Genomic DNA, 26,168 nt, shown 5'->3' with positions numbered 1-26,168 from the left:
TTAAACAAAGAAATAAGATGATTTTAGAAATGAAAGTCCCATCACCAGGGGAATCAATAAAAGAAGTTGAAATTGCAACTTGGTTAGTAAAAGACGGAGATTATGTAGAAAAAGATCAGGCGATTGCTGAAGTTGATTCAGATAAAGCTACTCTTGAATTACCTGCTGAAATGAGCGGTGTAATTACACTAAAAGCTGAAGAAGGTGATACAGTAGCTGTAGGTGCTGTAGTTTGTTTAATTGATACAGATGCTGCTAAACCAGCAGGTGGCGCAGCTCCAGCGGCTGAAGCTCCAAAAGCAGAGGCGCCGAAAGCGGAAGCTCCAAAGGTAGAAGCACCAAAAGCTGAGACTCCTAAAGCAGCTCCGGCAGCAACAAGTTATGCAGCTGGAACTCCATCTCCGGCAGCAAGAAAAATATTAGACGAGAAAAATATTGCTCCAGCAACAGTTTCTGGAACTGGTAAAGGCGGAAGAATTACTAAAGATGATGCTGTAAATGCAGTGCCTTCAATGGGAACTCCAACTGGTGGAAGCCGTGGAACTGAGCGTACAAAATTATCAATGTTACGTCGTAAAGTAGCAGAAAGACTAGTTTCAGCTAAAAACGAAACGGCTATGCTTACTACTTTCAACGAAGTAAACATGACGCCAATCAACCAAATTCGTAACGAATACAAAGATGCTTTCAAAGCAAAACATGGTGGTCTTGGTTTAGGTTTTATGTCATTCTTTACAAAAGCAGTTACAAGAGCTTTACAATTATATCCAGATGTTAACTCTATGATGGATGGTGATTACAAAATCGCTTATGATTTTGCTGACATCTCAATCGCAGTTTCTGGACCAAAAGGATTAATGGTTCCTGTTGTTCGTAATGCTGAATTATTGACTTTCCGCGGAATTGAAGCTGAAATCAAAAGATTAGCTTTAAGAGCTCGTGATGGTCAAATCACAGTTGACGATATGACTGGAGGAACTTTTACAATTACTAACGGTGGAGTTTTTGGAAGTATGTTATCTACTCCAATCATCAACCCTCCGCAATCAGGAATCTTAGGAATGCACAACATCATTGAGCGTCCGATTGCTGTAAACGGAAAAGTTGAAATTCACCCAATGATGTATGTTGCTCTTTCTTACGACCACAGAATCATCGACGGACGTGAGTCTGTTGGTTTCTTAGTTGCTGTAAAAGAGGCTTTAGAAAACCCAGTAGAATTATTGATGAATGGCGACGCTAAACGTGCTTTAGAGCTGTAATTTTTAAGTAATTTTCGACAATATAAAAGCCTGTTCTTTCATTAGAACAGGCTTTTTTTTGCTTAAAATTAACTTAAGATTAGCTTAAGATGTTAATTTTTTGAATTAATGAAAATTTTAACCTTTAAAAAGTATTTAATTTAGAATAAATAAGAATAACTTGTTTAGTTGCTATCCAACAATTAAATTTGCACTATCAAAATTAATTCTAAATAAAAATGAAATTAAAATTTACAATTTCTTTTTTGAGTTTTTGTTTTGCTTTAATGACCAGCGTATCAGCTTTGGCTCAAGAAAAAGCAACTATTAAAGGTCAAATAAGCTTAACAAATAATCAGGCTGCAGATAATGTATCTGTCACATTGAAAGGAACAAAAATAGGAACTAACACAGACGCAAACGGTTTCTATGAAATTAAAAATATTAAACCAGGTAACTATGTGCTAAAAGTTTCTGGAATTGGCTATTCTTCTAAAGAAAAAAGCGTTAGTCTTAATAGCGGCGATTCAATTATTGAAGATTTTAGAATTAGTGAAAACTCTCAAGAATTAAATGAAATTGTTGTAAACGGAAACAGAAAAAATCCGCTAGCTCGCAAAGAAACACAACAAGTATCAAGATTACCTCTTAAAAATCTTGAAAACCCACAAGTTTATACTACAATTACTGCTGAGTTATTAAAAGAACAAGTAGTTACCAATCTTGATGATGCGCTTAAAAATGCTCCAGGATTAACACCTCTTTGGGCTTCTACAGGTCGTGGAGGTGATGGTGCAGGTTACTTCTCTTTAAGAGGATTTGCTGTACAACCAACAATGACTAATGGATTGCCAGGTTTAACAAACGGAGGTTTAGATCCTGCTAACATAGATAAAATTGAAGTAATTAAAGGCCCTTCTGGTACTTTATTCGGAAGCAGTTTAATCTCTTACGGAGGTTTAATCAACTTAACTACAAAAAAACCTTATGATCGTTTTGGAGGAGAAGTTAGCTACACTGCCGGAAGCAATGGTTTAAACAGAGTAACAGCAGATGTTAATACTCCTGTGGACGAGGAACACAGAATTAATTTCCGCGTAAATACTGCTTATCATACAGAAAACAGTTTCCAAGATGCTGGATTTAAAAAGTCATTCTTTTTTGCTCCATCATTATCTTACCAAGTAAATGACAAACTTTCGTTTTTCATTAATACAGAATTCATGAACAACAAACAGACAAACGCTACTATGTTATTTTTAGACAGAGCTGCTCCGTTGAGAGTTCACAATATGAATGAATTAGGTTATGACAACAAACGTTCTTACACTAGTAATGAATTGGCAATCGAAACTCCTTCATACAATTTACAAGGTCAAATGATGTACAAATTCAATGACCAATGGACTTCACAAACTGTAGTTTCAAGAGGTTCTTCTTCATCTAATGGATACTATAGCTATTTATACGAAGGAACCCAATATGCACCAACTGAAATAAGTGAAGGAATTGTTTTAGGACGTTCTATGAATTATCAAAATTCAACAACTCTAACAACAGATATTCAACAAAACTTTATTGGAGACTTTAAAATAGGAAGTCTAAGAAACCGTCTTGTTGTTGGTTTAGACTACTTCAACAGAGGCATGGTTGACAATAGCTCTAATTATGTAAGAAATGGTAATGTTTACATCGGTAATCTAGATGTTGCAACTGTGAATCAATATCTTTATAATATCACAGATCCTACTAAATACATCACTAATGGAGATAATGGAAACTTAACTAAAGCTGGAACTGATGCTCTTATTGCAAGTGCCGGAATTAGTATGAACAAAACAAAACAAGAAGTTTACAGCGCCTATTTCTCAGATGTAATCAATTTTACACCTGCTTTATCAGCAATGGCAAGTTTACGTGTTGACCGTTTTGTAACTGCTGGTGATTTATCAACAAATGCTGATGATTTCAATCAAACTGCATTTTCTCCTAAATTTGGTATCGTTTATCAGCCAATTATAGATAAAGTTTCGCTTTTTGCAAACTATATGGATGGTTTTGCTAATTCTGCTCCAGTAACAGAAATTTTAGGTGACGGAACTACTCGCCCAAGAACTTTCAAACCAGAACATGCTAACCAATTTGAAATTGGTACAAAATTAAACGTGTTTAAAGACAAACTTTACGCGACATTTAGCTACTATGACATTCAGGTAAAAGACCAAGTTTATGTAGTTTATACGGCAACATCTCAAACGCCTTACCAAGATGGAGCACAAAGAAATAAAGGTTTTGAAGCAGAATTCGTTGCAAGCCCTATTGATGGTTTAAACATCGTAGCAGGTTACAGCTATGTTGATGCTGTCTTAAACGCTGGAGATCCTTCTTTTGTAGGACGTAGACCAGAGAGTTCAGGACCAAGAAACTTAGCAAATCTTTGGGCAAGTTATAAATTCCCAGAAGGAGATTTAAAAGGTTTTGGTTTAGGATTTGGAGGAAACTACGCCGACAAAAACTTAATCATGAACAGAAACGGTGTTGGTCAATTTACAATCCCTTCTTATACTGTTTTAAATTCTTCTATTTTCTACGGAACAGAAAAATACACATTGACATTAAAATTAGACAATATTGCTAATGTTGATACATATGATGGTTGGTCAACAATTCATCCAAGAAATATGAGAACTGTTGCGGCGAACTTCTCGTACAGATTCTAATAAAAAACAGCAAAAACACCTTTCTCATAAAAGAAAGGTGTTTTTTAAATTTTAAAGATTATGATTACAACTGCCAGCGTTATCGTTTTTTTAGCTTTTTACACTCTTTATTATACTTCAAAAAGAGCTGTATTGTCTTATGATTTAGGTTTTGAAAAATGGATGCAGAAAAATCCAAAACAAACTAAAATCATTGGCTTAATGCTTTTGTTATCTGCTTACATGATGTGGCTTTTTACACAATCATTAGGCTGTGGCACTTTGATGTTTTTTATTCAGCTCATGACAGTTGGAAGTTTAATCATTATCCTTACACCATTAAAAAAAATAAACAGTAAGTTACTTTTGGCATTACTGGTTTTTATTGCACTAACAGAATTCTACTACCAGTAATCATTATCAAATTATGCCAGCAAATTCAAAATATCTAAATCCCTCTTTTTGGCCACGCTTTTCCAAAATTACTGCTGCAATTTTAGGAGGATACTTTGTTTCTGTTACTTTTCATTTGGCTTTAGCTTCTTGGTTTAACCGTGCCAATGTATTAATCACAATGGCCTTTAGCGGTTTTATTCTATGGGTCGCTTTAATGATCATCGCATTTTTAGCCAAAAGTGGTTGGAAAATATGGGGAATTTACATCTTGCTTTCTTTACTTTTTTGTCTTTTTATCTATCTGGGTCAAACCTATAATACGGCACAATAATATTTATGAATAACCGTCATTACAATATCTATTTTCACACACATACTGTCAGCGGAATCGTTATCAGTGTAGTTCTTTTTGTAATTTTCTTCGCTGGGTCTTTTTCTTTTTTTAGAGATGAAATCATCAATTGGGAAAGAAGTGAATCTACAGTAATCACAAGAGAAATTCAATTAGATTACAATAACGCACTGCAGCATCTGGACAAAAAATATGTTTTGCACGGAAGAAATATCACTATTTCTAAACCTTCAGTAGAAAATCGAGTAGCTGTTTATATGGAAGGAACCAAAGATACCTTGGCTCCAAAAAAACAGCAAGCAGGAGAGTTTTTTTATTTAGACAACAAAAATTACAAAGGCTATACTTATGAAGAATCGTATTCATTAGGTGAGCTTTTATACCGTCTGCACTTTCTGGCACAAATTCCATATCCTGTGGGATATTATTTATCTGGATTTACAGCTTTGTTTTTTTTATTCGCAATCATAACAGGCGTTTTGTTGCATTGGAATAAAATTGTTTCTAATTTTTACATGTTCCGTCCAAAAGAAAAATTAAAAACACTTTGGACAGATGCACATACAGCTTTAGGAATGATTGGTTTGCCATTTCAATTTGTATATGCAGTTACAGGAGCATTTTTTATGATTAAACTTTTAATTGTAGCACCAGCCGTAATGGCTTTATACAAAGGAGACCAAGATAAACTATACAAGGAACTGGAATATACAGATCCCGATTATAAATTTGAAAATAAAAAACTGGCCAATCCATTTAATATTAATGAGCTGGTTGCCAAAACCAAAAAGAATTGGGCCGATTTTGAAATTACCCGTGTTTTTATCCAAAATTATGGAGACGCAAATATGCATGTTCTGGTAGAAGGCGAACTTTTAAGCCATAAAAAGTTTACTGGAATTGGAAAAGTAGTTTACAGAGTTGCCGACGGAAAAGAAATTGCCAAAAAAGACCCAATTGCACAAACCAGTTATTTGGATGTTGTAAAAAATGTTTTGTATAGAATACATTTTGGCGATTATGGCGGATATGCTTTAAAAATTGTAAGCTTCATTTTAGGAATTATAACCTGTTTTGTCATTATTTCTGGAGTTATGATTTGGCTTGTTGCCCGACAAAAAAACAATATGCCAGAAAAGAAAAGACGTTTCAATAACGCCGTTGTTCGCATTTATCTGGCCATTTGCTTGAGCATGTATCCAATTACAGCACTAGCTTTTATAGGAAGTAAAATTTTCTATCCGTTAAGTCAGTCTAATTTGTATGCACTTTATTTTGGAGGCTGGCTATTGCTAACTATTTTCTTTATTATTAAAAAGAATGATGCTTTTACCAACAAATTCTGTCTGATTTCAGGAAGTATTTTAGGATTCTTAATTCCAATTACCAACGGAATCGTTTCTGGAAATTGGTTTTGGACTTCATTTATGGAAAACAAATTTCAGATTTTCTTTATTGATGTTTTCTGGATTTTCCTAGCTGGAATTTCATTATACACCGCTTATCATTTAAAGCCAAAAAAAGCAGTTTCTTAAAAATTAGCTTAATTTATTTGCCCTCTATTGGTTTTGCGTATACTTTTACGCTTTTAATCAAAATATGGGATTCAAAACCAAAATACGTTTTATACACAAATGGCTCGGATTAATTTCTGGGCTTATTGTTTTTATAGTTTGTATTACGGGCTGCATTTTTTGTTTTCACGACGAAATAAAAGACATCACAAGAAAAGAATGGCGTTTGGTTGAACCTCAAAACAAACCTTTTCTATTACCATCTGAATTACAGAAAAAAGCAAAGAAAGTTCTTCCAGCAAACAAAACTAGTATGGTTGCTTATTACGGAAAAAACAGATCGGCAATTGTTTACACTTATTCAGATACAGAGAATTTATATCTCTATTTTAATCCCTATACAGGCAAATATTTAAAAACAGAAAATCCAAAAACCGATTTCTTTATTATTGTAGAATACATTCATTTGTATCTGCTCCTGCCAGATTACATTGGAAAACATATTATTGGTGGCGTAACCATTATTTTTATTCTATTATTAATTTCGGGAATTATACAATGGTGGCCGAAACGAAAAAGCGACATTAAAAGAAGTTTCACCATTAAATGGAATGCAAAATGGCGAAGAATCAATTACGACTGGCACAATACTACCGGTTTTTATATTTCATTAATTGCCTTAATTCTTGCTATAACTGGACTTACTTTTACTTACGAATGGGTTGGCGACGGAATTTATAAATCTTTCAATTTTGGTGGAGACAAAGCTGCCGAAACCAAAATACCTGTGATTGACACAACCACTTACAAAGCAAATTCAGTTACTGCAATTGACAAAGCATTTACTCAAACCTTAAAATTACAGCCAAAAGCAGAAATGTTCTTTGTAATGATTCCGCAACAAAAAGGCGATATTGTGAGTACAGGTGCCTATCCGCATACCTTACGTTACGATCAGCAAAGCAATTATTATTTTCATCCGTCAAGCGGAAAATTGATTCAGAGCCAGACATTTGATAAAAAGACTTTAGGATTACAGGTTGTAGAAATGAATTACGGAATACATACAGGGCAAGTTCTAGATCTTCCAGGAAAAATTATAGCCTTTACCGTGAGCTTAATTGCCGCCATACTTCCTATCACTGGATTTATAATTTGGTTTGGAAGAAACAAGAAATCTAAAAAAGTAAAAGCATAAAAAAACCGTCTCGTTTTTAACGGGACGGTCTTTTTATAATTGGACTGAAATTATGTGATTAATTTCTGTTTGCTAAAGCATTTTTCTGTAAATTTTTAACCGAACTTACTTTGTTGTCAACATAAGCAACTTCTTTCAAGCTGTCTTCATTAAAGTAAATCCATTTTCCAGTTTTAACTCCGTCTGCGTATTCTCCAACGGCTTTTTTGTTTCCATTTTCGTCATAAGATACCCAAACACCGTCTAATTTACCGTCTTTAAAAAAGCCTTCTTGCTGCACTTTACCACTTTCATAGTAATACGTTGCTTTTACCTTGTTTCCAGCAGCTTCTAATTCAGGCTTTCCTTCTTGTGCAACTACAATTCCAGAGAACAATATTGCAGCTAAAATTACACTCTTTTTCATATCTTTAGGTATTAATGTTAAGAAATCTTTATCAAATATAGTCAATAGTTTACATTAAAAAAACTTTTACTTAACAATTTGGTAACATTGATTAAAAACTTAACATTGGAAAAATAGACCTAATAAAAAAACCAGCGCTCAGGCACTGGTTTTACTGGTATTTTAGAAATATTTAAACTTTACGATAACGTTGTAAATTTCGTAAATAAATTAGTTCAATAATGCTGTAAGCTGCTTATCCAATTCTGGGTCTGAAGGTCTCGCCGCATCATATTTTACAATATTACCACTTGGATCTAGCAGAATAAATCTTGGAATTCCAGTTACATTATAATTAACAATAAACTCAGATTCCCAATCTTTATCGGCTAAAAGTTGTGTACCGCCAAGGCTTTTATCGGCAACAAATTTTCTCCATTTCTCACTGTCTTTCAATTTATCAATAGAGATACTTACAAACTCGATATTTTTTCCATGATACTTTTCTTCTAACTTTTTTAAATACGGAATCTCAGCTCTACAAGGTGCGCACCAAATTGCCCATAAATCAATGTAAACATATTTCCCTTTAAAATCAGAAAGTTTAGTTTTTCCTCCTTTATAATTTTCATAATCAAAACTCGGAGAAGCTTTTCCTATAAATTTATTTGATTTTAAAACTCTCTCGTAATCTTGCGCTACATATTGATGAAAACTTTCAAAACTGCGCTTTAAAGCCGTTTTAAAGTCTGCCGAAAAATCACTCTTCTCTATTTTTTCTGTATCCGATTTCAATTTGCCATCTAGTAAAGCAGCAAATTCATTCGGTTCTTTAGTAAAAGCCTCTTTAGTAAAGTTTTCATCCCTTAAGGCCTGTTGCGCTAAAAAGTTACTTTCCTCTACTCCTTTACCTTTATATACAATCGTTTCATCAAATTCTTGCGCGTTTAATGTTAAATTGACTTCAGAATTTGGTTTTAAATACAAATTAGAAGATTCCTTCCCATCATACAATACATAAAATCCTTGAGGAGCATTAAAAGTGGTTGCAAAAACTCCTTTTTTATCAATTGGGATTATTTTCTCAAAATTATCTCTTCCTTTAATTATTAAAGTATCACTATTTCTATTGGCAATTGTAGCCGTAAACTTAATAGAATTTGTGTCTTGGGCGACTATGTTTAAAGCATTAAAAATTACTAATCCTGCAACAAAGAGTTTTTTCATAGGTATTTCAATTAGTTTTTAGATAATCAAAACTAAAGAAATTAAAGCTTCCACTTTTTGGAATTAACAAAATATTTAAAATTATTCTGCATCAACTTATCACTTTACTATATTATCTTGAATTTTGTATTTACTTTTGCAGTCTAAAATTTTGATTATGTATAGAAGTCATAATTGTGGCGAATTAAACGCTTCAAATATTAATACCGAAGTTACACTTGCGGGCTGGGTTCAAAAATCACGCGATAAAGGATTTATGAATTGGGTCGATCTACGTGACCGCTACGGAATTACACAACTTATTTTTGACGAAAGTCGTACTAATAAAACTGTTTTTGAATTGGCAAAAACACTTGGACGTGAATTTGTAATTCAGGTAAAAGGAACTGTTATTGAACGTGAAGCTAAAAACAAAAACATCCCAACTGGTGAAATTGAAATTTTAGTTTCAGAATTAACGATTTTAAATAATGCACTTACTCCTCCTTTTACAATTGAAGATGAAACTGACGGTGGAGAAGATATCAGAATGAAATATCGTTACTTGGACATCAGAAGAAATCCAGTAAAAAATAGTTTATTATTCCGTCACAAAGTGGCAATGGAAGTTCGTAAATATTTATCTGATTTGGATTTCTGCGAAGTTGAAACACCTTACCTAATCAAATCGACTCCAGAAGGAGCAAGAGATTTTGTTGTGCCAAGCCGTATGAACGAAGGTCAGTTTTACGCTTTACCGCAATCTCCGCAAACTTTCAAACAATTGTTGATGGTAGGTGGAATGGATAAATATTTCCAAATTGTGAAATGTTTCCGTGACGAAGATTTACGTGCAGACCGTCAGCCAGAGTTTACTCAAATTGACTGCGAAATGGCATTTGTAGAGCAAGAAGATATTTTGAATATTTTCGAAGGATTGACAAGACATTTATTAAAAGAAATTAAAGGCATTGAAGTAGATAAATTCCCAAGAATTACTTACGACTACGCCATGAAAACATACGGAAACGACAAACCGGACATTCGTTTCGGAATGAAGTTTGGAGAATTGAACGAATTTGCACAACACAAAGAATTCCCTGTATTTAATGCGGCTGAATTAGTTGTCGGAATTGCGGTTCCTGGAGCAGGAAATTACACTCGTAAAGAAATCGACGGGTTAATTGATTGGGTTAAACGTCCACAAGTTGGAGCGTCAGGAATGGTTTATGTAAAATGTAACGAAGACGGAACTTACAAATCGTCTGTAGACAAATTCTACGATCAAGACGATTTGACAAACTGGGCAAAAGCAACAGAAGCAAATCCTGGAGATATGATTTTTGTTCTTTCTGGTCCAGCAAACAAAACACGTGCTCAGCTTTCTGCTTTACGTATGGAATTAGCAACTCGTTTAGGCTTACGTAATCCAGAAGAATTTGCTCCATTATGGGTTGTTGATTTCCCATTATTGGAACTTGACGAAGAAAGCGGACGTTATCATGCAATGCACCACCCATTTACTTCTCCAAAACCAGAAGACATGGCTTTACTAGAAACAGAACCTGGAAAAGTTCGTGCAAACGCTTATGATATGGTTTTAAACGGAAATGAAATTGGAGGTGGATCTATTCGTATTCACGATAAAGCGACACAACAATTAATGTTTAAATATTTAGGATTTACTGAAGAAGAAGCAAAAGCACAATTCGGCTTCTTAATGGATGCTTTCCAATTTGGAGCACCACCTCACGGAGGACTTGCTTTTGGTCTTGACAGACTTGTGGCAATTCTTGGAGGTCAGGAAACAATTAGAGATTTCATCGCTTTCCCTAAAAACAATTCAGGACGCGATGTAATGATCGATGCTCCTGCTGCAATTGACGACGCACAATTAAAAGAACTTCGAATTAAAGTAAATATTGCTTAATTTGAAGTAAATTATTCATAAAAAAATAAAAAGCCGCTGAAATTTCAGCGGCTTTTTTAATTTAACCAAATACTAAGAAAAATCTTAAAGGCTATTTTTTTTAGAATTATCATATTCCTACAAACGTAATGTTTTTATATTCCTACAATTAATGATTCGCAAATTATGGTATTTTATAAACAAATTGACGCAATAAACCGCGTAAAAACACTGTAAATCAATAATTTTTACAAAAAATTAACACGTATATGTCTTTTGTATGATTTTAAATATTACATTTGTTTATTATAAATTATTATTACATTACAAATGCGTACAGGTACAGTAAAATTTTTCAATGAATCTAAAGGTTATGGATTCATTACAGACGAAGAAACAGGAAAAGACATCTTCGTTCACGCTTCAGGAATTAACGCGGAAGAATTACGCGAAGGTGACCGTGTAAGCTATGAAGAAGAAGAAGGAAGAAAAGGGAAAGTTGCTGCTAAAGTAGCAGTAATCTAAGAAAAATATAGCAATTTATTTTTTTTGCCTCTGAATGGTCTCAGAAGACGTCCCGAAGTATCGGGACGTTTTTTTTTACCCATTTCTTAAAAAAATATTAAAATAACGCAATGTTATTTATAATCAATAAAAATTAGACATAAACGCGGTTTACTACCCTACTTAAATCCTTTTTTAGCTTGTGTTTTACAGAGTTCCAAGTTATCTTTGTGGCTCATTTTTTAAGTAAAAAATCGAAGTTTATGCAATCTGATCAATACAGTTACATTCCTATTTTAATGCAGTTTATTCTAGCTGTTGGTTTTGTGGTAGGAACAATCATTATTTCTGGAAAATTAGGACCAAGAAGAACCTCTGAAGTTAAAGATAAAAACTTCGAGTGCGGTATCGAATCTGTTGGTAATGCCCGTATTCCATTTTCTGTAAAATACTTCTTAGTTGCCATTTTGTTCGTATTATTCGACGTAGAGGTTATTTTCCTTTATCCTTGGGCAGTAAACTTTAAAGACTTAGGAATTGAAGGAATGCTAAAAATGTTAGTTTTCATGTCTTTGCTTTTAGTTGGTTTCTTTTACATCATCAAGAAGAAAGCATTAGAGTGGGAATAATAATTTTAGATTTTAGATCTGAGATTTTAGATTTATCTAATATTGAGATTTAAAATTTGAATTCAAATTTAAAGTACTGATTTAAAAAATTGATTTTACTTTTTACGATTTCAATGAATCTAAAATCTAAAATCAGAAATCTAAAATAAAATGAGCAATTCAAAAGTAAATATGGTTGCGCCGCCAGAAGGAGTTACGGGTGAAGGTTTCTTCGCTACAAAACTTAGTGATGTTGTTGGTTTAGCAAGAGCTAACTCATTATGGCCGCTTCCTTTCGCGACTTCATGCTGTGGTATCGAATTCATGGCAACAATGGCATCTCACTATGACTTAGCTCGATTTGGTTCTGAGCGTGTGAGTTTCTCGCCAAGACAAGCCGATATGTTATTAGTTATGGGAACTATTTCTAAAAAAATGGCCCCAATTTTAAGACAAGTATACGAACAAATGGCCGAGCCTCGCTGGGTTATTGCTGTTGGAGCATGCGCTTCGTCAGGAGGAGTATTTGACACTTACTCTGTTCTTCAAGGAATTGACAAAGTAATTCCTGTTGATGTTTATGTGCCAGGATGCCCGCCAAGACCAGAACAAATTGTTGATGGAGTTATGAGACTTCAAGACCTGGTAAAAAGCGAATCTGTGAGACGAAGAAGCTCACCTGAATACCAAGAATTATTAGCTTCATATAATATCTCATAAGATGGCTTTAGAAAACACCCTGATCCAAGATAAACTTACTGAAACATTTAATAACGATGTTTTCAATTTTCAGCAAGAAAGAGATATTTTTTCTTTAGAAGCTTCGGCTGATAAAATTACGCCCCTGATTCTATTCCTTAAAAATGATCCTGAATTACGCTTTCACTTCTTAACAGATTTGTGTGGTATTCATTATCCAGATAACGAAACAGAACGCCAGTTTGCAGTTGTTTATCATTTACACAACTGGTACGAAAACAAAAGATTGAAAATCAAAGTTTTCTTAAACGGCGAAAAACCAGAAATTAAATCGGTTTCAAACATTTTCTTGTCTTCTAACTGGATGGAAAGAGAAACTTTCGATTTCTATGGGATTGACTTTATAGGACATCCTCAATTGAAACGTATTTTAAATATGGATGAAATGTTGTCTCACCCAATGAGAAAAGAATTCCCATTGGAAGACAGCGGAAGAACAGATAAGGATGACCGATTCTTCGGAAGAACAACAACAAATTGCTAAAAAATAATTCAACATTATAAAATGTCAGAACTATTATTACCACCAGAGCATCGATATGCTAAAATAATTAAGGAGAGACTAAACGAAGACGGAAGCGAACTTTCTGTACTGAATTTAGGTCCGACTCACCCTGCTACACACGGTATTTTTCAAAATATCTTGTTGATGGATGGTGAAAAAATTCTTGAGGCTGAACCAACTATTGGTTACATCCACAGAGCATTCGAAAAAATTGCCGAAAATCGTCCTTTTTATCAAATTACACCTCTTACAGACCGTATGAACTATTGTTCATCTCCTATCAATAATATGGGATGGTGGATGACTGTAGAAAAATTATTAGGCATTGAAGTTCCAAAAAGAGCTCAATACTTAAGAGTTATCGTTATGGAGCTGGCTCGTATTACAGACCACATTATCTGTAACGGAATTCTAGGGGTTGATACTGGTGCGTATACTGGTTTCTTATACGTTTTTCAATTTAGAGAAAAAATCTACGAAATCTACGAAGAAATTTGTGGAGCTCGTTTGACTACAAATATGGGAAGAATTGGTGGTTTTGAAAGAGACTGGTCTCCAGAAGTTTTCAAAAAACTAGATAAATTCCTTGAAGAATTCCCACCAGTTTGGCAAGAATTCCAAAACTTATTCGAGAGAAATAGAATTTTCCTTGATAGAACTGTAAACGTAGGTGGTATCACTGCCGAAAAAGCAATGGCTTACGGATTTACAGGCCCAAACTTACGTGCTGCTGGAGTTGATTATGACGTACGTGTAGCACAACCTTATTCATCTTACGAAGATTTCGATTTTATTGTACCTGTTGGAAAATCAGGAGATACGTACGATCGTTTCTGTGTTCGTAATGCTGAAGTTTGGGAAAGTTTAAGCATTATTCGTCAGGCGTTAGAAAAAATGCCTCCCGGAAACGAATATCACGCTGAAGTTCCAGATTACTACCTTCCTCCAAAAGAAGACGTTTACACTTCTATGGAATCTTTAATTTATCACTTTAAGATCGTAATGGGAGAAGTTCCTGTACCAGTTGCAGAAATTTACCACCCAGTAGAAGGAGGAAATGGAGAGCTAGGTTTTTATTTAGTAACAGACGGAAGCAGAACTCCATATAGATTACATTTCAGAAGACCATGCTTTATTTATTATCAAGCATTCCCAGAAATGATTAAAGGTGCCATGCTTTCTGATGCAATTATCATCTTATCAAGTTTGAACGTAATTGCAGGAGAATTAGACGCCTAAATAATTGTTGATTTTAGATTGTAGATTTTAGATTGCTGATTGAGAATGCAGATTTTAGAATTTAGGTTTAAAATTATAATTGAGAATTGAGAATTGAAAATTCAGATTGAAGAATCTAAAACTTAAAACAAAGATTGCAGAATAAGGATTGTAGATAAAGATTTGAAAAAATCTAAAGTCTAAAATCTAAAATCTAAAATAAAAATGGAACGTAAACATTACAAACAAGAAATAAACATGACTGAAGCATTGATCGCTCGTATCAATGAATTGATCAGTCATTATCCTGAGGGCAAACAAAAATCGGCTTTATTGCCTGTTTTGCACGAAGTTCAGGATGCACACAACAACTGGCTTAGTATTGAACTGCAAGATAAAGTTGCCGAGATTCTTCAGATAAAACCAATTGAGGTTTATGAAGTGGTTACTTTCTATACGATGTTCAACCAGAAGCCAATTGGAAAATACATGTTTGAATTTTGCCAGACCTCTTGTTGTTGTTTAAACGGTGCCGAAAATTTAATGGATTATACATCTGAAAAATTAGGCATTAAAATGGGCGAAACAACTCCAGACGGAATGTTTACCATTGCTGGTGTAGAATGTTTAGGTGCTTGCGGATATGCTCCGATGATGCAATTAGGTGATTTCTACAAAGAGAAATTGACAGAAGAAAAAATCGATCAGATCATTGCTGATTGTAGAGATGATAAAATAATATTACACGATAAATAAGATGTCACAAAAAATATTATTAGATAAAATCAATATTCCTGGAATTAAAACCTACGAAGTGTATCGCCAAAATGGTGGTTATGCTTCTGTAGAAAAAGCTTTAAAAACACTTACTCCAGACGAAGTTACGGAAGAAGTAAAAAAATCAGGATTACGTGGACGTGGTGGAGCAGGTTTCCCTGCGGGAATGAAATGGAGCTTTATTGATAAAAAATCAGGAAAACCAAGACACTTAGTTTGTAACGCCGACGAATCAGAGCCAGGAACGTTCAAAGACCGTTATTTGATGGAATTTATTCCTCACTTATTGATCGAAGGAATGATCACTTCAAGCTATGCTTTGGGCGCTAACCTTTCGTATATCTACATTCGTGGAGAATATATGTGGGTTTTCAAAATTTTAGAAAGAGCAATCGCCGAAGCTAAAGCTGCTGGCTGGTTAGGAAAAAATATATTAGGTTCGGGTTACGATCTTGAACTTCATGTTCACTGTGGAGCTGGAGCTTATATCTGTGGAGAAGAAACTGCATTGATCGAGTCTTTGGAAGGTAAAAGAGGAAATCCTCGTATTAAACCACCTTTTCCAGCGGTTTCTGGTCTTTGGGCAAATCCAACTGTGGTAAACAATGTGGAAACAATTGCGACTGTGCCTTGGATTGTAAACAATTCTGGTGATGATTATGCTAAAATTGGAATTGGACGTTCTACTGGAACTAAATTAATTTCTGCTTCAGGGCACATTAAAAATCCTGGTGTTTACGAAATTGAATTAGGTTTGAGTGTTGACGAATTCATGAATTCTGATGAATATCTAGGAGGAATGTCTTCAAGCAGACCTTTGAAAGCATTTGTACCTGGAGGTTCTTCTGTGCCAATTTTACCAGCTGAATTGATTTTCAAAACAGCAAATGGCGAAGATCGTTTAATGACTTACGAATCTTTAAGTGATGGTGGTTTTGCTACTGGATCTATGTTAGGTTCTGGAGGATTTATTGTGTACAATGACACTGCTTGTGTGGTTAGAAACACTTGGAACTTTGCTCGTTTTTACCACCATGAGTCTTGCGGACAATGTACTCCATGCCGTGAAGGAACTGGATGGTTAGAAAAAATCTTATGGAGAATCGAAAACGGTCAAGGCCGTGAAGAAGATATCGAATTATTGTGGAGCATTCAGAGTAAAATTGAAGGAAACACAATTTGTCCGCTTGGTGACGCTGCTTCTTGGCCAGTAGCTGCAGCGATTCGTCACTTTAGAGATGAATTTGAATATCACGTTCGTTTCCCAGAAAAAATTAAAAATAGAGATCACTTTGTTGCCGAGCCTTTCTCACAAGTTAAGCATTTAATTGGCAGTAAAGTAATCGTTTAAAAAATATATAGCAGAAAGTTATAAAGTTAAAAATATTAAAAGGACAGCAACTCTTTTGAATATTCCGACTTTCAACATTCAAATCATAAAGAGATGAAAGTAACCATAGACGGTCAAAGTATAGACGTAGAACCAGGAACAACGATCCTGCAGGCTGCACGTATGATTGGAGGGGATTTAGTACCACCAGCCATGTGCTATTACTCAAAATTAAAAGGCAGCGGCGGTAAATGTCGTTGTTGTTTAGTTGAAGTTTCTAAAGGAAGTGAAGCTGACCCACGACCAATGCCAAAATTAATGGCATCTTGTGTAACAGGATGTATGGATGGTATGGAAGTAAACAGTAAATCGTCTGCAAGAGTAACTGAAGCCCGTAAATCTGTAACAGAATTTTTATTAATCAATCACCCATTAGATTGCCCTATTTGTGATCAAGCTGGTGAATGTGATTTACAGAATTTAAGTTTTGAGCACGGAAATCCGAAATCACGTTACATTGAAGAGAAAAGAACATTTGAACCAGAAGATATTGGTCCAAATATTCAACTTCACATGAACCGTTGTATTTTATGCCAAAGATGTGTGCAAGTTGCAGATCAATTGACAGACAACAGAGTTCACGGAGTATTGGATCGTGGTGACCACGCTAATATTTCAACTGGAATTTCTAAAGCGATCGACAATGAGTTCTCTGGAAACATGATTGATGTTTGTCCAGTTGGAGCTTTAACAGATAAAACTTTCCGTTTTAAATCAAGAGTTTGGTTTAACAAACCTTATAACGCACACAGAGAATGTACTACTCCAGGATGCTGCGGAAAAACTACAGTTTGGATGTTTGGTGGAGAAATTCAGCGTGTAACTGGTCGTAAAGACGAGTACCATGAAGTGGAAGAATTCATTTGCAACAGCTGTCGTTTTGATCACAAAGATGTGAAAGACTGGATAATTGAAGGACCAAGAGAATTTGAAAAAGATTCTGTTATCAACCAAAACAATTACACTCAAAAATTAGAGAAAGTTACAATCGATACAGAAAAGAATATTCTTTTAGGTAGAGATATTGACCGTAAAAAGATTAGTATGGCTGCAATTCCATTAACTGATAAAGATCAAAAATAGTAAGAAATGGAAAGTGCATTTATTATAGAAAAAAGTGTTGTTATTGTTGTCGTTTTTGCGGTAACAATGATCATGGCGATGTATTCTACTTGGGCAGAACGTAAAGTTGCTGCTTTCTTGCAAGATCGTGTTGGACCAAACCGTGCTGGATGGGGAGGTTTATTACAACCACTTGCAGATGGTATGAAATTGTTCTCTAAGGAAGAGTTTTTCCCAAACACACCAAATAGATTTTTATTTGTAGTTGGACCTGCAATTGCAATGAGTACTGCTTTAATGACTAGTGCTGTAATTCCGTGGGGAGATCGTTTGCATCTTTTCGGAAGAGACATTATTCTTCAAGCTACAGATGTAAATATTGCTTTATTGTACATTTTCGGAGTTCTTTCTGTTGGAGTTTACGGTATCATGATTGGTGGATGGGCATCTAACAATAAGTTCTCTTTGATGGGAGCTATTCGTGCCGCTTCTCAAATGGTTTCTTACGAGGTTGCAATGGGATTATCAATAATTGCTTTATTGATGATGACTGGAACAATGAGTTTAAAAGAAATTTCATTACAGCAACAAGGAATGAATTGGAATGTTTTTTATCAGCCTTTATCATTCTTAATTTTCTTAATCTGTTCATTTGCAGAAACAAACAGAACTCCTTTCGATTTAGCAGAATGTGAAAACGAATTAATTGGAGGTTACCATACCGAATATTCATCTATGAAAATGGGATTCTATTTATTTGCTGAATATGCAAGTATGTTTATCTCTTCTACTATTATTTCTGTATTATTCTTTGGTGGATACAACTACCCAGGAATGCAATGGATGGTAGAAAATGTAGGTGTAAATACAGCAAACTTATTAGGAATTGGAGCATTATTTATAAAAATATGTTTCTTCATTTTCTTCTATATGTGGGTACGTTGGACAATTCCAAGATTTAGATATGACCAATTAATGAACTTAGGTTGGAGAATTTTAATTCCGCTTTCGATTATTAATATCATGATTACAGGTGTTGTTATTTTAAGACACGAAATCTTAGCGGCTTTAGGGTTCTAAGAACTGTAATTAGCTTCAAATAAAAACAAAATAGATTTTGAATTTGATCGATGTCAAATTATAAATCATAAACTATAATAGTAAAAATGTCAATAGAAACTATATCATTATCGGGTAGAAAAAAGGTGGTCTCAAATAAGGAGATGTCTTTTGTTGAGCGATTGTATCTTGTGGCGATTGTAAAAGGTTTGGTTATTACAGTAAAACACCTTTTCAGAAAAAAAGTTACCATTCATTACCCAGAGCAGGTTCGTGAAATGAGTCCAGTTTACCGTGGCCAGCACATGCTGAAACGCGATGAACAAGGTCGTGAAAACTGTACAGCTTGCGGATTATGTGCTTTATCATGTCCTGCAGAAGCGATCACTATGAAAGCTGCAGAACGCAAACCTGATGAAAAACACTTGTATAGAGAAGAGAAATATGCAGAAATCTACGAAATCAATATGCTTCGTTGTATTTTCTGTGGTTTATGTGAAGAAGCTTGTCCAAAAGACGCTATTTACTTAACCGAATCTAAAGTATTAGTTCCTGCTAATTACAATAGAGAAGATTTCATTTTCGGGAAAGATAAATTAGTAATGCCTTTAGAAATGGCTTTGAAAAACGCTCAACTTAAAAACGCTAACTAAATGATACATATTCCTGATTTTGCACACGCAACAACTGTTCAAGTTATCTTTTGCTTTTTAGCGTTCATTACCGTTATTACTGCTTTCTTGACTATTTTCAGCAGAAACCCGATTCATAGTGCCATCTACTTGGTAATTTGTTTCTTTTCTATCGCTGGTCATTATTTACTATTAAATTCTCAGTTTTTAGCTGTTGTTCATATAATAGTCTACTCCGGAGCTATTATGATTCTGTTTCTGTTTACCATCATGTTGATGAACCTGAACGAACAGCGAGAAGTTCACCGACCTAGAATTACACGTTTAGGTGCTATCGTTTCTTTCTGTTTAATATTGATTGTTTTGATTACAATCTTTATTAACTCGAAACCAATTGTTGGTGAATACGATTCTACTGGAGAAGATTTCCAATCAATTAAAGTTTTAGGTAAAATATTATTGAACGAATATATGGTTCCGTTCGAATTTGCTTCGATCCTACTTTTGGTTGCTATGATTGGAGCAGTTCTATTGTCTAAAAAAGAAAAATTAAATAAATAATGGGTAATATATTAAATCAAATAGGTATTGAAAACTACATCTTTTTAAGTGTTGTACTTTTCTGTATTGGTATTTTTGGTGTATTGTACAGACGAAATGCTATTATCGTTTTCATGTCTATCGAAATTATGTTGAATGCGGTGAACCTTTTATTTGTTGCTTTTTCAACTTATCATCAAGATGCACAAGGACAAGTTTTTGTGTTCTTCTCGATGGCGGTTGCTGCAGCCGAAGTTGCGGTAGGATTGGCCATTTTAGTTTCTATCTTTAGAAATATCGGATCAATTAGTATCGATAATTTAAAAAATTTAAAAGGATAATCAGAAATGGATACCAATTTAGCTTTAATTTTAGTTTTAACTCCTTTACTAGGTTTTCTAGTAAATGTCTTTTTTGGAAAAAGCTTAGGCAAAACAGTTTCTGGTGCAATCGGAACTATTGCTGTAGCAATTTCTTTTGTTGTTTCTCTTTTACTTTTTAATCAAATAACTTCAACCGGAAAAGGAATTGAAGTTACTTTATTTGATTGGATTCAAATTAGCAACTTAAAAATCAATCTTGGATTTTTATTAGATCAATTATCTGTTCTATGGTTACTTTTTGTAACTGGAATTGGATCTTTGATTCACTTATACTCTATCAGTTACATGCACGATGATGAGAATATGCACAAGTTTTTTGCGTATTTAAATTTATTCGTATTCTTCATGATTACACTTGTAATTGGAAGTAACTTATTAGTTCTTTTCATCGGATGGGAAGGTGTTGGACTTTGTTCTTACCTATTAATTGGATTCTGGCATAAAAACCAGGATTACAATGATGCTGCAAAAAAAGCTTTCATCATGAACAGAATTGGAGATTTAGGTTTATTAATCGGAATGTTCATCATTGGTTCAATGTTCTCAACATTAGATTATGCAACTTTAAAAACAGCAATTGCTGGAGCTACTAATTTAAATTTACCATTACTTTCTTTAGCTGCTTTATGCTTGTTTATTGGAGCTTGTGGTAAATCTGCTCAAATTCCGTTATACACTTGGTTACCTGATGCGATGGCTGGACCAACTCCAGTTTCTGCATTAATCCACGCGGCTACGATGGTTACTGCTGGTATCTTTATGGTAACTAGATTAAACTTTGTTTTTGACCTTGCAACAGATGTACAAACTGTAATTGCGGTTATTGGAGCTATCACTTCATTAGTTGCGGCTACAATCGGATTGGTTCAAAACGATATTAAAAAAGTATTGGCTTACTCTACAGTTTCACAATTAGGTTTAATGTTTTTAGCATTAGGATTTGGAGCTTACGAAGTAGCTGTTTTCCACGTAATCACACATGCTTTCTTTAAAGCTTGTTTATTCTTAGGATCTGGTTCTGTAATTCACGGATTACACGGAGAACAAGATATGCGTAAAATGGGTGGATTGCGCAAAGCAATGCCAATCACTTTCTGGACTATGTTGATTTCTTCTTTGGCAATCTCAGGAGTTCCATTTTTCTCAGGATTCTTTTCTAAAGATGAAATCTTATTGACAGCTTTCCACCACAGTATTCCATTATACGTTGTTGGATCGATTGCTTCAATCATGACAGCTTTCTATATGTTCCGTTCAATGTTCTTGACTTTCTTCAAAGAATTTAGAGGAACTGAAGAACAAAAACATCACTTACACGAAAGTGGTTCATTAATTACTATTCCACTTATCATCTTAGCTATTTTGGCAACTTTTGGCGGATTAATAAGTTTACCAGGAAACAGCTGGTTAAATGGGTACCTTGCTCCTCTTTTCACAAAAGTAGCAGGTGAAGAACACCATTTAGGCACAACAGAATACACTTTAATGGGTGTTGCAGTTTTAGGTGGATTACTTGGAATTTTAATTGCTTACGTAAAATACTTTAAACAAGATAATGTTCCAGAATCTGATGAAAACATTACTGGTTTAAGCAGACTTTTATATGACAAATATTATGTAGACGAAATCTACGATGCAGTATTTGTGAAGCCAATTAATGTTTTATCTAAATTCTTTAGAGATCATGTTGAAACTGTATTATCTGCCGCTGTTTTTGGATTAGGTAAAATAGCAAGCGAAATTGCTTTCCAAGGAAAAAAATTACAAACCGGAAGTATAGGATTATATCTATTTGTATTTGTTTTAGGACTTTGTGCAATTGTTTCCTATATATTTTTAGCTCAATAATATTATTACTATGAACGTTTCTACTATATTAATTATACTTTTAATTGGTGCATTTGCCACTTACTTTTCTGGTGACAAACTAGCTTCAAAAGTTGCTTTACTTTTTAGTTTAGCTGCTTTAGGATGTTCAATTGTATTATTGAATAATTATAACGCTGGTGAAAATATTAGCGTAATCAACAGCTGGATTAATCAGCCAAAAATTTCTTTCGCTTTAAATGGCGATGGACTTGGACTTGCAATGGTTTTACTAACTGCAGCTTTAACTCCGATTATTATATTTTCTTCTTTCGGAAATGAATATAAAAATGCAAAAGGCTTTTATGCTCTAATCTTGTTTATGGCATTTGCTATGGTCGGGACTTTCTTAGCAGCTGATGGTCTTTTATACTATATTTTCTGGGAATTAGCACTTATTCCAATCTACTTTATTGCTTTAATCTGGGGTAATGGCGACGCTGAAGAACGCAGAAAAGCAGTGGTTAAATTCTTTATTTACACACTTGCTGGTTCGTTATTCATGTTAACTGCATTTATTTATTTATATCAAAAAGCAGGTTCTTTCTTAATCGAAGATTTATATAAAGTAAACTTATCTGCTTGCGAGCAATTCTGGATTTTCTTGGCTTTCTTCTTAGCTTATGCTATCAAAATTCCAATTATTCCTTTCCATACTTGGCAAGCAAATGTATACCAAAAAGCACCAACTGTTGGAACAATGCTTTTATCTGGTATCATGCTAAAAATGGGATTATACAGTGTTATCCGTTGGCAATTGCCAATTGCACCAATTGCGGCTAAAGAATACATGTATATCTTTATTGGTTTAGGAATTGCTGGTGTAATTTATGGTTCAATCGTTGCATTGAGACAAAAAGATTTAAAGAAATTATTAGCTTATTCTTCTCTTGCTCACGTTGGTTTAATTGCTGCGGGATCTTACACCTTAACTCTTGATGGTTTAAGAGGAGCTGTTTTGCAAATGATTGCTCACGGTTTTGTTGTAGTTGGATTATTCTTTGCTGCTGAAGTAATTTTCAGAAGATATGAAACTAGAGAAATTGAAGAAATGGGCGGAATCCGTACTCAGTCTCCAAAATTCACATCAATGTTTTTAATCTTAGTATTGGCTTCTGTTGCATTACCAAGCACATTTAACTTTGTTGGAGAGTTTACCGTATTGTACAGTTTATCTCAAATCAATATTTGGTTTGCTATTCTTGGCGGAACAACTATCATTTTAGGAGCCTACTATATGTTAAGAATGTTCCAACATGTAATGTTGGGTGAAACTAATTCTAAAACTTTTGCAGATGTTACGCTTAACGAAGGAGTTTCATTTGCGGTAATCATTGCAGTTTTATTATTCTTTGGTTTCTATCCAAAACCAATCACAGATTTGATTACACCAAGCTTGGAAACTATTTTACAAGTTATCAATAAGAATTAATATTTTAAACAAAAAATAAATTAGGATTCCACTTAAAAATTGAAATCCTAAATCAAAAAGATAAAAATGAATACATTAATAGCTATAACAGGATTGGGTATTTTCTGCCTATTGTTTGAAATTCTTAATTTAAGAAAGGCCATAATTCCTATTACCATTTTGGGTTTAATAGGTGTATTGGCACTTAATTACTGTGAATTTGGAACAGAACAAAGTTATTACAACAATATGATAGCAGTGAGTAAGTTTTCTACTGCGTTTTCATCATTGTTTATCGTTTTGACGATTTTCCTTGTAGCATTAAGTCACAATTTTTACCAAAATCACCCAACAAAAATTTCAGATTTCGTTGCAATTAAAGTATTCTTACTTGCTGGAGCTGTAGCAATGGTTTCTTTTGGAAACTTAGCGATGTTCTTTTTAGGAATTGAGATCTTGTCTATTGCATTATATGTTTTAGCTGCAAGTGATCGTTTAAATATCAAAAGTAATGAAGCGGGAATGAAATATTTCTTAATGGGATCTTTCGCATCAGGAATTATCTTATTCGGAATCTGTTTGATTTACGGTGCTATGGGAAGCTTTGATATCAGCGAAATTCACGAAAGTGCCTTGTCTGCAGAGTTACCAATCTGGTTTCCAATCGGAATGATTTTAATGGTTGTTGGAATGTTGTTTAAAGTTGCGGCAGTTCCTTTCCATTTCTGGGCTCCAGATGTTTACGAAGGTTCTCCTGCCCTGACCACTGCTTTAATGAGCACATTGGCAAAAGTAGTAGCAATTGCAACTTTATTTAAGCTAATTGCCGGAATGAATTTTATTTCTTCATTAGAAAATCAAGATCTATTACATACTTTTCAAGTTATCGTTGTTATAATCTCAATTGCTTCAATGTCTGTTGGTAATATCATGGCATTGAGACAAGTAAACGTAAAACGTATGCTTGCTTTCTCTGGAATCTCTCATGCAGGTTTCATGTTAATGACATTGTTAACTGTTTCTGCATCAGCTGGAGTTTTATTGTACTACACTGCTGCTTATGCATTAGCGGGAATCGCAGCTTTCAGTGTGATTTTATATGTATGCAGAGATCAAGATAATGAAGATATTACAAACTTCCAAGGTTTAGGAAAAACAAATCCGCTATTGGCTGCAGTTTTAACGGCTTCATTATTATCAATGGCTGGAATTCCTATTTTCTCTGGATTCTTTGCTAAGTTGTTCTTATTCAATCAAACAATTCAAGCAGGATATATTGGTTTAGTAATCGTTGCAATAATCAATTCTATCATTAGTGTTGGATATTATTTCAAACTGGTTATTGCAATGTATTCTAAAGAACCTAATCAAGAAAGAACAGGAAGACCATTCCTTATTTATGCTACAGCTGTAGTATCAATTGTTTTAAATATTGCTTTAGGTTTATTCCCATCGTTAGTTTTAGACTTATTGAAATAAGATAGTTTTTTTAAATTAAAATATTCAAAATCCATTAAATTAGTTTTAATGGATTTTTTTTTATGTCTTAAATAAAGAACAGAAATTCATGTTAAAAAATTCTTCTATGCAAGTGCACATCAAAAAATCTCCATATATTTGAATTCAATTAAATGTATTAAAATATGAACTTTAATTCAAAAAATCCATTTTTAAACAGTAAGCGTTTTTCGTCTAATACTGAATCAAGAACAGAAGTACACCAAGCTCAGATTATTGATTACAATCAAGAAATGACGGTGTCTGGAACAATTAACAAAACAGCAATCTTATTTCTAATTTTATGCGGAGCTGCTATGGTAACATGGTGGATGGCTTTTAATGGAATGAATCCGATGTTACCTACAATTGGAGGTGCAATTATTGGTTTTATTTTAGTTTTAGTTTCTTCATTCAAACCACAGCTATCTCCTTACCTAGCGCCAGGATATGCTTTATTCGAAGGATTGTTCATAGGTGGTATTTCTGCGATATTTGAATTAAAATTTCCAGGAATCGTAATCAATGCAGTTGGTGCAACTCTTGTTACTTTCTTGGTTTGTCTTGGTTTGTACAAATTTAGAATCGTAAAAGTTACAGAACAATTCAAATCTGTTGTGGTTGCTGCAACGTTAGCAATTGCGACTTATTATTTAATTTCTTGGGTTGTATCAATGTTTACAAGCTGGACACCTGTTCATTATGGAAATTCTATGATGAGTATCGGTATCAGTGTTTTTGTTATCATTATAGCAGCACTTAACCTTTTCTTAGATTTTGATTTAATTGAAAAAGGTGCAAGAGAAAAAATGCCAAAATATATGGAATGGTTTGGAGCAATGGGATTAATGATCACATTGGTTTGGTTGTATATTGAATTCTTAAGACTTTTATCAAAACTTTCTAGTAAAGACTAATTGTCCAAAAATATTAATTTAGGCCCTTTTGAGTAAAATCAAAAGGGCTTTTTTTATTTCTAATAGACTAAAATTTGAATGCCAATTCAATATTCTAATTAAATCTTCTAAGAATAATCTCTTATTCAAAACACAAAAAG

25 protein-coding genes are annotated in these 26,168 nt (G+C 34.0%); 23 read left to right on the top strand and 2 right to left on the bottom strand.

The annotated features are described in order from the left end of the window. Positions 1-17 precede the first annotated feature (17 nt). The 6 genes from odhB (at position 18) to SOM12_RS17550 (ending at position 7,400) form a co-directional block, all read left to right on the top strand. Positions 18-1,262 (top strand): 2-oxoglutarate dehydrogenase complex dihydrolipoyllysine-residue succinyltransferase, encoded by a 1,245-nt coding sequence (gene odhB / locus SOM12_RS17575; RefSeq protein ID WP_320494620.1) that lies wholly within the window; start codon positions 18-20, stop codon positions 1,260-1,262. Positions 1,263-1,480: 218 nt separating this feature from the next. Further along, positions 1,481-3,961, top strand: a complete 2,481-nt coding sequence (locus tag SOM12_RS17570) for a TonB-dependent receptor (RefSeq protein WP_320494618.1) — start codon at positions 1,481-1,483, stop codon at positions 3,959-3,961. Positions 3,962-4,021: 60 nt separating this feature from the next. Next, the gene (locus SOM12_RS17565) at positions 4,022-4,354 is read left to right on the top strand and encodes a hypothetical protein (protein WP_250834461.1); all 333 of its coding nucleotides are present in this window, start codon (positions 4,022-4,024) and stop codon (positions 4,352-4,354) included. Positions 4,355-4,367: 13 nt separating this feature from the next. Further along, entirely contained in the window at positions 4,368-4,667 is a 300-nt protein-coding gene (locus tag SOM12_RS17560) for a hypothetical protein (RefSeq protein WP_320494617.1), read from the top strand. A gap of 5 nt (positions 4,668-4,672) precedes the next feature. Further along, positions 4,673-6,223, top strand: coding sequence for a PepSY-associated TM helix domain-containing protein (locus SOM12_RS17555; RefSeq protein ID WP_320494616.1), 1,551 nt, complete (start codon positions 4,673-4,675; stop codon positions 6,221-6,223). A gap of 64 nt (positions 6,224-6,287) precedes the next feature. Next, positions 6,288-7,400: a PepSY-associated TM helix domain-containing protein gene (locus SOM12_RS17550; protein WP_320494615.1), complete on the top strand. Its 1,113-nt coding sequence runs from the start codon at positions 6,288-6,290 to the stop codon at positions 7,398-7,400. Between the two features lie 58 nt (positions 7,401-7,458). Here SOM12_RS17550 and SOM12_RS17545 read toward each other — a convergent pair whose 3' ends face one another. Together SOM12_RS17545 and SOM12_RS17540 are read right to left on the bottom strand one after the other, a co-directional pair. Next, positions 7,459-7,806, bottom strand: a complete 348-nt coding sequence (locus SOM12_RS17545; protein ID WP_095929657.1) for a toxin-antitoxin system YwqK family antitoxin — start codon at positions 7,804-7,806, stop codon at positions 7,459-7,461. Between the two features lie 210 nt (positions 7,807-8,016). Beyond that, positions 8,017-9,012 (bottom strand): TlpA family protein disulfide reductase, encoded by a 996-nt coding sequence (locus SOM12_RS17540; protein WP_320494614.1) that lies wholly within the window; start codon positions 9,010-9,012, stop codon positions 8,017-8,019. Between the two features lie 157 nt (positions 9,013-9,169). Here SOM12_RS17540 and aspS point away from each other — a divergent pair, with 157 nt between their 5' ends. The 17 genes from aspS to SOM12_RS17455 all read left to right on the top strand — a co-directional run bounded on the left by aspS (position 9,170) and on the right by SOM12_RS17455 (position 26,028). Beyond that, positions 9,170-10,921: an aspartate--tRNA ligase gene (aspS, locus tag SOM12_RS17535; RefSeq protein ID WP_320494613.1), complete on the top strand. Its 1,752-nt coding sequence runs from the start codon at positions 9,170-9,172 to the stop codon at positions 10,919-10,921. Between the two features lie 309 nt (positions 10,922-11,230). Beyond that, positions 11,231-11,425 carry a cold-shock protein gene (locus SOM12_RS17530; protein WP_007137066.1) on the top strand — a complete coding sequence of 65 codons (195 nt, stop codon included), beginning with the start codon at positions 11,231-11,233 and terminating at the stop codon, positions 11,423-11,425. 242 nt (positions 11,426-11,667) lie between these two features. Further along, positions 11,668-12,033, top strand: a complete 366-nt coding sequence (locus tag SOM12_RS17525; RefSeq protein WP_095929654.1) for an NADH-quinone oxidoreductase subunit A — start codon at positions 11,668-11,670, stop codon at positions 12,031-12,033. A 150-nt stretch (positions 12,034-12,183) separates the two neighbouring features. Beyond that, positions 12,184-12,732, top strand: a complete 549-nt coding sequence (locus SOM12_RS17520; protein ID WP_320494593.1) for an NADH-quinone oxidoreductase subunit B — start codon at positions 12,184-12,186, stop codon at positions 12,730-12,732. 1 nt (position 12,733) lies between these two features. Beyond that, complete coding sequence (locus tag SOM12_RS17515) at positions 12,734-13,255, top strand: NADH-quinone oxidoreductase subunit C (RefSeq protein WP_095929652.1); 522 nt, start codon at positions 12,734-12,736, stop codon at positions 13,253-13,255. A 21-nt stretch (positions 13,256-13,276) separates the two neighbouring features. Further along, positions 13,277-14,515, top strand: coding sequence for an NADH-quinone oxidoreductase subunit D (locus SOM12_RS17510; RefSeq protein ID WP_095929651.1), 1,239 nt, complete (start codon positions 13,277-13,279; stop codon positions 14,513-14,515). Between the two features lie 204 nt (positions 14,516-14,719). Next, positions 14,720-15,250 carry a complex I 24 kDa subunit family protein gene (locus tag SOM12_RS17505; protein ID WP_095929650.1) on the top strand — a complete coding sequence of 177 codons (531 nt, stop codon included), beginning with the start codon at positions 14,720-14,722 and terminating at the stop codon, positions 15,248-15,250. A 1-nt stretch (position 15,251) separates the two neighbouring features. Further along, on the top strand, positions 15,252-16,622 hold the full coding sequence (gene nuoF, locus SOM12_RS17500) for an NADH-quinone oxidoreductase subunit NuoF (protein ID WP_320494589.1): 1,371 nt from the start codon (positions 15,252-15,254) through the stop codon (positions 16,620-16,622). 93 nt (positions 16,623-16,715) lie between these two features. After that, positions 16,716-17,744 (top strand): 2Fe-2S iron-sulfur cluster-binding protein, encoded by a 1,029-nt coding sequence (locus SOM12_RS17495; protein ID WP_095929648.1) that lies wholly within the window; start codon positions 16,716-16,718, stop codon positions 17,742-17,744. 6 nt (positions 17,745-17,750) lie between these two features. Beyond that, positions 17,751-18,803: an NADH-quinone oxidoreductase subunit NuoH gene (nuoH, locus tag SOM12_RS17490; RefSeq protein WP_095929647.1), complete on the top strand. Its 1,053-nt coding sequence runs from the start codon at positions 17,751-17,753 to the stop codon at positions 18,801-18,803. An 86-nt stretch (positions 18,804-18,889) separates the two neighbouring features. Next, positions 18,890-19,435 (top strand): NuoI/complex I 23 kDa subunit family protein, encoded by a 546-nt coding sequence (locus SOM12_RS17485; RefSeq protein ID WP_095929646.1) that lies wholly within the window; start codon positions 18,890-18,892, stop codon positions 19,433-19,435. Next, entirely contained in the window at positions 19,436-19,975 is a 540-nt protein-coding gene (locus SOM12_RS17480) for an NADH-quinone oxidoreductase subunit J (RefSeq protein WP_095929645.1), read from the top strand. Further along, positions 19,975-20,295: an NADH-quinone oxidoreductase subunit NuoK gene (gene nuoK / locus SOM12_RS17475; protein ID WP_008466103.1), complete on the top strand. Its 321-nt coding sequence runs from the start codon at positions 19,975-19,977 to the stop codon at positions 20,293-20,295. Before SOM12_RS17480 ends, nuoK begins: the two co-directional genes overlap by 1 nt. A gap of 6 nt (positions 20,296-20,301) precedes the next feature. Next, positions 20,302-22,185, top strand: coding sequence for an NADH-quinone oxidoreductase subunit L (nuoL, locus tag SOM12_RS17470; protein WP_320494587.1), 1,884 nt, complete (start codon positions 20,302-20,304; stop codon positions 22,183-22,185). Positions 22,186-22,195: 10 nt separating this feature from the next. Beyond that, complete coding sequence (locus SOM12_RS17465; RefSeq protein WP_320494586.1) at positions 22,196-23,635, top strand: complex I subunit 4 family protein; 1,440 nt, start codon at positions 22,196-22,198, stop codon at positions 23,633-23,635. Positions 23,636-23,701: 66 nt separating this feature from the next. Continuing rightward, positions 23,702-25,093, top strand: a complete 1,392-nt coding sequence (locus SOM12_RS17460) for an NADH-quinone oxidoreductase subunit N (RefSeq protein ID WP_320494584.1) — start codon at positions 23,702-23,704, stop codon at positions 25,091-25,093. 164 nt (positions 25,094-25,257) lie between these two features. After that, positions 25,258-26,028: a Bax inhibitor-1/YccA family protein gene (locus SOM12_RS17455; RefSeq protein WP_095929641.1), complete on the top strand. Its 771-nt coding sequence runs from the start codon at positions 25,258-25,260 to the stop codon at positions 26,026-26,028. Positions 26,029-26,168: the final 140 nt, after the last annotated feature.

This window comes from Flavobacterium sp. CFBP9031, from assembly GCF_034044945.1.
Taxonomy (GTDB): domain Bacteria; phylum Bacteroidota; class Bacteroidia; order Flavobacteriales; family Flavobacteriaceae; genus Flavobacterium.
This window is presented reverse-complemented; position numbering and strand designations above follow the sequence as displayed.